This window comes from Ruegeria sp. O11 (assembly GCF_056535285.1).
Genome location: NZ_JBQERS010000031.1, coordinates 1 through 7,581, shown reverse-complemented (window position 1 = coordinate 7,581; position 7,581 = coordinate 1). Strand labels below are relative to the sequence as shown.

The window sequence follows — 7,581 nt, the reverse complement described above, 5'->3', positions numbered from 1 at the left end:
GGTCGATCTCGACGGAGATCTACAACCCGACTGGGTTCTGAATGAATCTGGATTCGCGTGTTCGAGTGCTGCATCTCTTTATTGCGGAACTGGTGGATGCATGTCGCACTTTTGGGTTAGCGAAGAGGTGCACTCCTTGCTCAACCAAGGCTGGACGGTCGTTGATTTTGGGCGTCGACGCGTTGTCGTAGCAGATATTCATGGATCCAATTGCGACGGAATAAACCCAACGCCATGCGTCAGCGCCAGTGTTTGGGATGGCGAAGCCGACACTTGGCGCTCATCTGCTGGCGATTGGGAGTAAGCTGCATTTGGGCACCGCCGATAAGCCTGACGGCCTGTTTATTCCATGAGTTCTCTGTAGCATGCAAACTTATGGGCAAAGTTCCAAGATTTTCTTTAATGAAATCAATGTCAGAAATGCAGCGTTATGAACGCACCTAGATCCGATCTCGGAAATTGCAAAATCTTGTTACGAATGTCCGCTTTGGGCTGGAACAGTCGTCGCCGATTGAAGCAATGAGCGATTGCTTAGAACCTTTCGAGGACATTGCGCCAAAATTGGATCTACCTTTGGCACGTTTTGTCTGCGGCAGTTTGCGAACTTTGGCATTTGGACCAACTCTACGGCTTAACACCAGCTTTCTTCAGGCCTTCGACCAAAAGCGTGTTGTGTTCGGGTATGACCTCATCGAACTTATCCTGAGAGTAGAAGCCTCCTGCGTAACAGGAAGTCAAAGAAGCCAAAACGTTCGGCAAAAGAAGCATATCGACTATATCAGAGCAGTTAGAAGACGCCATTCATTAGATGAGGCAATAGACCGAAGACAATCCTATCGTTACTCTGCCTTCAAGTTATCATTCATAAACAACGTACAGGATTCTTCAGAAAGACTTTCAATGGCGAGTGAAAACGAACCTCCAATTTCTGAAACGCGCAGGCTTGCAGTTGTCGCGTTCGCAGATGTTGCCGGTTTTTCCCGCCTAATGGCAGAAGACGATGTTTGGACAAGCAACCAGTGGAAATCGCTCAGAGAAGAGTTGCTGTTGCCATTGCTTAAGCAATATGATGGCCGATTGGTCGAAACTGTCGGAGACGCGATCCTCGTTGAATTCAGCAGCGTGGTGGCTGCCTTGAAATGGGCTGTCGACGCTCAGAAGAAACCACATCCAGAGGCGCAAAGGGGCACCCGTGAAAATTTGCAATTAAGGATTGCAGTAAATGTCGAAGATGTTTTGGTGAGCCACGGAAACATATTGGGTGACGGCGTCAACATTGCCTCGCGTATTCATGACGCTGCAGCGCCGGGTCAAATCGTTGCGACAGGACTGGTTCGAGAACTGGCAGGAAGTAAGATCAATGTTCGCTTCAGAGATATTGGTACGCCGCGACTAAAAAACATCAATCGAGTTATCCACTTGTTTCAGGTTGTGCCACTGGAAACTTCTTCCTCAGAAAGCGCGAGCCTACACCAACCTTTCATTGAATGGACATCGCGACCTACAGTGGCCGTCTTGCCATTTCGCGCGTCTTCTGGCCATGAAATGGAAGAGTATTTTGGATCAGGGATCACCGAAGACATTATCAGCGGCCTATCCCGCAGCCATGCATTTCACGTAATCGCCCGCGCCTCCACATTGCGTTTTGCCAATCGATCGATTGATCTCCAGGAGATCGCGGCGCAGTTGGGCGTAAACTATGTAATGGATGGAAACGTGCGCCGACAGGGCAATCGGCTTCGGATTACAGCGGAATTGGTTGATGTTGCCTTGAACCGGTCAATCTGGTCCGAGTCGTTCGACGGGACCGCCGAAGATCTGTTCGATTTTCAAGACACAATAGTTGCCGCAGTTGTCGGCTCATTCGAGCCCCGCCTGAACGCGCACGGGATTGAACGCGTTCGAAATCGCTCTACCCATAGCCTTGATGCGTATGATTGCGTTCTCAAGGCGGCATCAGAACTGTATCGGTTCACAGATGAGGGGTATCATCAATCCGGAATAGCGTTGCAAAGGGCTATGGAACTGGATCCTACCTATGCCAGAGCCTATGCTTACTCCGCTTGGCGATTGAATTACCTCGTTGGCGAGGAACGCTCCAACAATCCTGAGCGCGACAAACTGCTGGCTGTTGAGCATGCCAGACATTCCATCGCATTGGATCCTGATGATCCTTTCTGCCAAGTGGTCGCTGGGCATCTGACAAGCCTCATTGAGGGTGATCCGCATCAAGCGATGTCGATGTTTGATCTGGCCCTGTCCCTCGATCAGAATAATGCACTCGGCTGGGCAACCAGTGGAGTAACATTGTCGTATTTAGGCCGAAGAGACGAGGCGATACCCCGGTTTCAGAATGCATTTAAACTAAGCCCGTTTGACACCTTGAACTTTACTTGGTGGACCGGGGTTGGAATCGCCGAGTTTTCCTCGGGAAATTATGCTGAAGCGATTTCCTGGTTGCAGAAGGCACGTCAGGTCAACTCTCGCTTTATTGCGACCTTGAGAATTCTGGCGGCCAGTCTTGCAATGAACGGTCAAGAGGAAAAGGCACGGGCCGTTGGAGCCGAGATTCTAAGGCTCGACAAAGATTTCTCGGTGGATCGGTTTGTTTCGTGGTATCCATTTGTACGTAGAGAAGACAAATTGGCCCTAAAAAGTGGGTTATTTATTGCGGGTTTGCCGCGTTAGAGGACTTTGAGTCGACGAAATCTCAAGTCCATATTATTCGATAGGGGGATTTCCAATGACTTCTAGAAAGGACACAGCCAACGGCATGGGTAGTGGCATGGGCATGGGTCGCGGCATGGGCATGGGCATGGGCATGGGTAGTGGCATGGGCATGGGTCGCGGCATGGGCATGGGCATGGGTAACGGCATGGGCATGGGCATGGGTAACGGCATGGGCATGGGCATGGGTAACGGCATGGGCATGGGCATGGGTAACGGCATGGGCATGGGCATGGGTAACGGCATGGGCATGGGTGCGATCCCGGTCGGAGCTGACGGTGGCATCGGCTTTATCCGTAGCTACTATGCTACCCCCATTGAACTGGCGCTGTTGCCTTGGTCGCTTAACTTCACACCAGACAATTCCGGTGAAACTCCATTTCCGCTCGAATTCATAATCAATCCCTACCAACCTAACAGTGACCCGCTGGAATGGACGACCGCCGACTGGGATCCGGATTTGCGTTTCTGGACACTTCCGTTTGATCCGCAATTGGGTGAGTGGCTGCGCGCCGCTGACCGGAGTGAGCCCGGTACGCTCGCAGCCCTTGAAATCGCTGGGCAATTTGGGAAATGGTTACCGATTTCCCTTGGCCGCATCCCGCCAGGTATCGACCCGATTAAGCTGCGTTGGCTGGAAGCAAACGACCTGAAATGGCAACCCGGAGATACAGCCGCTGAGAATTTGGCCGCGTTCCTATTTATCAAGGGCGAGTTGGAGAAACTCAAAATCTATATGGAGGACGATCGGTGGAACTATCTTGTGGAAAGCGACGTCCAGGCAGATGGTCTACCGGATTATCTCATTCATTTTCTGGGCATCAATTCGTTTGATCACCCCAATACGCTCGACCTGATAAACGTCGGGCTGGCAATAGGTAACGTGATCTACATGGCTTACAAAGCACATTACAAAAGAGTGCGACCATCGATCCTCCGCCCCGGCCTGACTGTACCGTTCGGCCCACCCGCACATCCGGCATTCCCAAGCGGACATTCATTTCTTGCGCATTTCATTTCGCTTCTTTTGCTAGAAATACCGGGAATTTATTACCGCTACGGAGTGCTGAAAGATAAAGTTTCGATTGATGGTGCGGATATTGTTCCAAGCCCAGAGGATGGGCATCTGCTTCGGAAACCACGATGGAGTGACTTGCGCGGGACCGCGCCCATAAAGTCACCACTGCTTGCAATTGCGCATCGAATAGCAGTGAACCGAGAACGTATTGGCGTGCACTACCCGACCGACAGTACGGCCAGTCGCCATCTGGCTGCAGGTATTTGGGATGCCCTGTTTGACAGAGCCAACGACACAGACGTCGATGGAAATCCAATAGCGGGTATCGATTGTCCGACGCTGATGACGGTGCTGGACGCGTCAAAAGTCGAATGGCCCACGCCATGGGACAGTGATCCTGTGCCGGAAGTCATATGAACCGAATAACCCGCAACCCAAGGTTATTGTCATTAGCTACGAGGTCGGTCAATGCTCGGGGTGTTTTGGGTAGGTTGCTGGATGTTGTCCCGACAGCCACCCCAAGGCTTTGCAGCGGATCTGTATTGGCACGATCGTCTGGACAAGTGATTTCATAAAGCGCCAGACCATATGCTGTGCTACCTTGCGGTCGGTCGGCGTTCACTATTCGCTCAAACTCTGCCAGGGCTTCGCCCTCATCGTTGAACGGCAGAACCCGCCTGTCGCCTGCTCCAATGTCCGGCAAATTGTCTTCCTGTGAAAAGAGCGGAAGCCAGATAATAATGGAGGAAAGACCCCAATCCTCTTCTGGATTAAAGACCACCCCATACCAGCGGCGAAGCGTGCAGCCCTCAGCTGTAACCGATCCACGATTCCCGAAAATCACCTGATCCGGCATTGTCCATTGCGCATCATCACGCCAATCTAGCGAGACCGGGCAATAACTGCCCACGCCGAAATTAAACCAACTGCCGTTCACCATCTCTCTAAGCGGGCGGGAATCTTCGATATAGACATCGACGTCAGGCGCTTTGCCCATGCCATTGTGTGTCTCTTCAAGGTTCTCGACAAACATGCCTTGCGTTTCAAATGACCACCGTACCACTTTGTGGACCATACCCCCTTTCCAACCATCCGGTTGGGGTAGGTTATTTGGTAGATCTGGGATAGGAGGCATTTCAATCACTCCAGCCTGCAAACGGTCAATTTGTTCGATCGCCAGCTCCAGCATTTCTGCCCTCGATGGCGATTGCCCGAATGATTGGATTGCCCGTACCAACAAGTACATCGTCACAAAAGACGCACGTTGGCGCAGGTAAACATCCGGTGCGTCCGCATCCATCGAGTCTCCACCCAGCGCACGATAAAGCCGGAAGAGCGTTGTCGAAAGGATCTGTTCCGTCAGATAACCCTTCAGGTCGTCACAACCAGTTGGCGGCGATTCAATAACAGACCGGTTCAATTCTCCGTACCACGCCCAACCTAACGTGGGGGATCTGTCGTGGCGACGCGTCGAAAACACGAATGGGAATGTGATTCCACGATAGCTTTCGGCGACACCATTTCGCGGGTCAGCCAGCCTAGACTCCGGATCACAAACAATAGCGGCCATTGCGTCACCGGCGCTGTGCGCAAAATCAAATTCAAGCTTCCCAAGACGCGCAGCCAACAAATAGTGCCCAAACTCATGAAGCATCCAGCGCTTGTCAGTCGCGAGGCCAAGGGGCTGCGCAACGGTACGCTGTCCGTCGCTGTTCAATGGCCGGTCCCAACGTGTCAGTTCTGCAAGTGCGAGATTCATTCGAATTGTCGGCAACGTCGCAGCATCAGATTTGCAGTCATAGGCGACCTGCGCGTTTACCGTTCGCCCATCTTTGCCAGGACCCGGAGCAATACCGTACCGGTAAAAGATCTGAATGTCCCTTTCTGCCCGAACAACGAAATCGTCCAAGATAATTCCAAACGATCTCAACAAATCGAAAAATTCAACGCAGTTAACATAGGCAAGTAGTGCTGAATACTCATTACTTCGTAGTAGAATCTCCTTGTTCGCGGGTAGCCTTAAAACTTTGGTCGGTCCGGGATTGCCAAGTCCATCTTGGTCACCTGGAACAAAATCTGGGCATCGGCGAACACGAAACCCCAGATCTTCCAGCGTCAATTCATTCCCGTTCGTCAGTTTTCCCAACTCTCTGAAGCGATCAAGGAAATCATCTGTACGAGTGGGTCGCCTTCGATCCCAATCGTAAGGCAATGCTGGATTTGCAGGATCAAAAGGTAATTTCGAAGCAGGCGGAACTTGAGTCCAAATTTTTGCTTCGCCCTCACCTACATGGGTGATCAGTGGGCAGGTTTCAGTGGATAGCAATTCGAAGTGGAATTGTCGCTGTTGCGCACCGCCAATTGGTATTGCCTTGATCTTGTTGGTCACCGAATAACTTAAGCGATTTGGAAATCGCTCGATTGACCCAAGCGCTTTCGAAACTGTTTCGATAACAACCGGTTCTTCCAGAAAATCCGGGTCAACATCGGACAAGATAAAGATTTGCTCTAGATCGATGGATCTCGGTTCAACAGAAGCCGCGGCTCCAATTTGATTTAGAATATCAGATGGATAGTTTACTAAATCATTTGTAAGTGCCCCAAGTTCGATCTGTCGTTCCTCTCGAGACGGAAATGCGGCCTTAGCATCCACGGTCGACCAACTCTGCTGCGATACAACCGGGTATTCTGCTGTGAACGAGCGAATGATGACGCGGAGTTTACCACCATCTGTTTCCTCCACCAGCATAGGAATGCTGACACCGATAGAGAACTCGGCAGGTTCCCCCTGATCATTTATGAATTCTGTCGCCACCATGACTATCGTTGCTGGCAATCTGTGGAGTTCATCGCGGGACAGGTTCCATGACGCAATTTGAGGTGGGTTGTCATTCGCACCGCTGTCAACCGGAGGCCAGATATTCAGCCAGTGAACCAAGTCCCAGTTTCCAGCTTTGGCGTTGTCATTAAACTGATTTCCGCCCCACCCTTCAGGCCAATTCAACGATTGCCCATGACTTGTTAGATAATCTTCAACTTTATCCAAATAGTCCGATGCAATAGCTCCAAGTGTTTCCCGATCAGTCTCTTCATCCGTCGCGATGGCGATATATGGCGCATCGGAATGCGATATTAGTCGCGAACGCCGTTCCGAATTTGGATACTCGCGCTCAAATCTAAGCCACGGTGGTGGCCAACTGTCAGAGTTGTAAGGTTCTGGTGGCCAATTTGGAAAATCAATAGACAAAACTATGCTCCCTTTCCTTCAGAAATAGGTTTGATTGAGTTGGGGCACGTAACTTCAAATTAATCGAAATTTTGAGATTCCGATAGTATGATAACTCAACGGGTAGGCTTACCGAACGACGGACGATACTTAAGGACTGTTAGAAAAGGGGGCTTCTAGCGCGCTACTACCTAGTAACATGGAATAGAGGAAGCGGGTCTCCTAGATCCGCCAAGTGATTGTTCATTGCGATAAAGCCGCTGAAAAATCGATCCATAAGTTACGGGTGGTTTTCATAGATTTGACCAACTGCCACAAACTGCGAAATGATACTAAGGACCCCTCTAAATATATGCCAGTGTCGGCTATCAGAGATTCGATTGGTCCCGGAAGATGGGACATATACAATTGAACTCATTGGAAACTGGCGCGCTGACGGCGATGCTTGGTTTGGCCCAGAACGATGAAAGCCGCCTTTCGGCGGCTGGTTCGGTAAAAGTGGTTGCGGGAGCAGGATTTGAACCTGCGACCTTCAGGTTATGAGCCTGACGAGCTACCGGGCTGCTCCATCCCGCGACACTTAGCGTTGGTCTACCGCCTATTCGGCTAC

3 protein-coding genes, 1 tRNA gene and 1 pseudogene are annotated in these 7,581 nt (G+C 51.0%); 3 read left to right on the top strand and 2 right to left on the bottom strand.

Going from position 1 to position 7,581, the window contains the following annotated elements:
* The 3 genes and pseudogenes from ACRZ91_RS22000 to ACRZ91_RS21990 all read left to right on the top strand — a co-directional run.
* Positions 1–304: pseudogene (locus ACRZ91_RS22000) on the top strand (hypothetical protein); the annotation flags it as partial.
* Between the two features lie 596 nt (positions 305–900).
* Positions 901–2,688, top strand: a complete 1,788-nt coding sequence (locus ACRZ91_RS21995; RefSeq protein ID WP_010438704.1) for an adenylate/guanylate cyclase domain-containing protein — start codon at positions 901–903, stop codon at positions 2,686–2,688.
* A 55-nt stretch (positions 2,689–2,743) separates the two neighbouring features.
* Entirely contained in the window at positions 2,744–4,162 is a 1,419-nt protein-coding gene (locus ACRZ91_RS21990; RefSeq protein ID WP_480908618.1) for a phosphatase PAP2 family protein, read from the top strand.
* Here ACRZ91_RS21990 and ACRZ91_RS21985 read toward each other — a convergent pair.
* Together ACRZ91_RS21985 and ACRZ91_RS21980 are read right to left on the bottom strand one after the other, a co-directional pair.
* Positions 4,155–6,992, bottom strand: coding sequence for a hypothetical protein (locus tag ACRZ91_RS21985; RefSeq protein WP_480908617.1), 2,838 nt, complete (start codon positions 6,990–6,992; stop codon positions 4,155–4,157). The genes ACRZ91_RS21990 and ACRZ91_RS21985 overlap by 8 nt on opposite strands.
* Positions 6,993–7,470: 478 nt before the next feature.
* A tRNA-Met gene (locus ACRZ91_RS21980) sits at positions 7,471–7,547 on the bottom strand.
* Positions 7,548–7,581: the final 34 nt, after the last annotated feature.

Bases quoted from the DNA above. Each gene is read 5' to 3' on its own strand.
- ACRZ91_RS21990 (WP_480908618.1), top strand. From the start codon at position 2,744: ATGACTTCTAGAAAGGACACAGCCAACGGCATGGGTAGTGGCATGGGC.
- ACRZ91_RS21995 (WP_010438704.1), top strand. From the start codon at position 901: ATGGCGAGTGAAAACGAACCTCCAATTTCTGAAACGCGCAGGCTTGCA.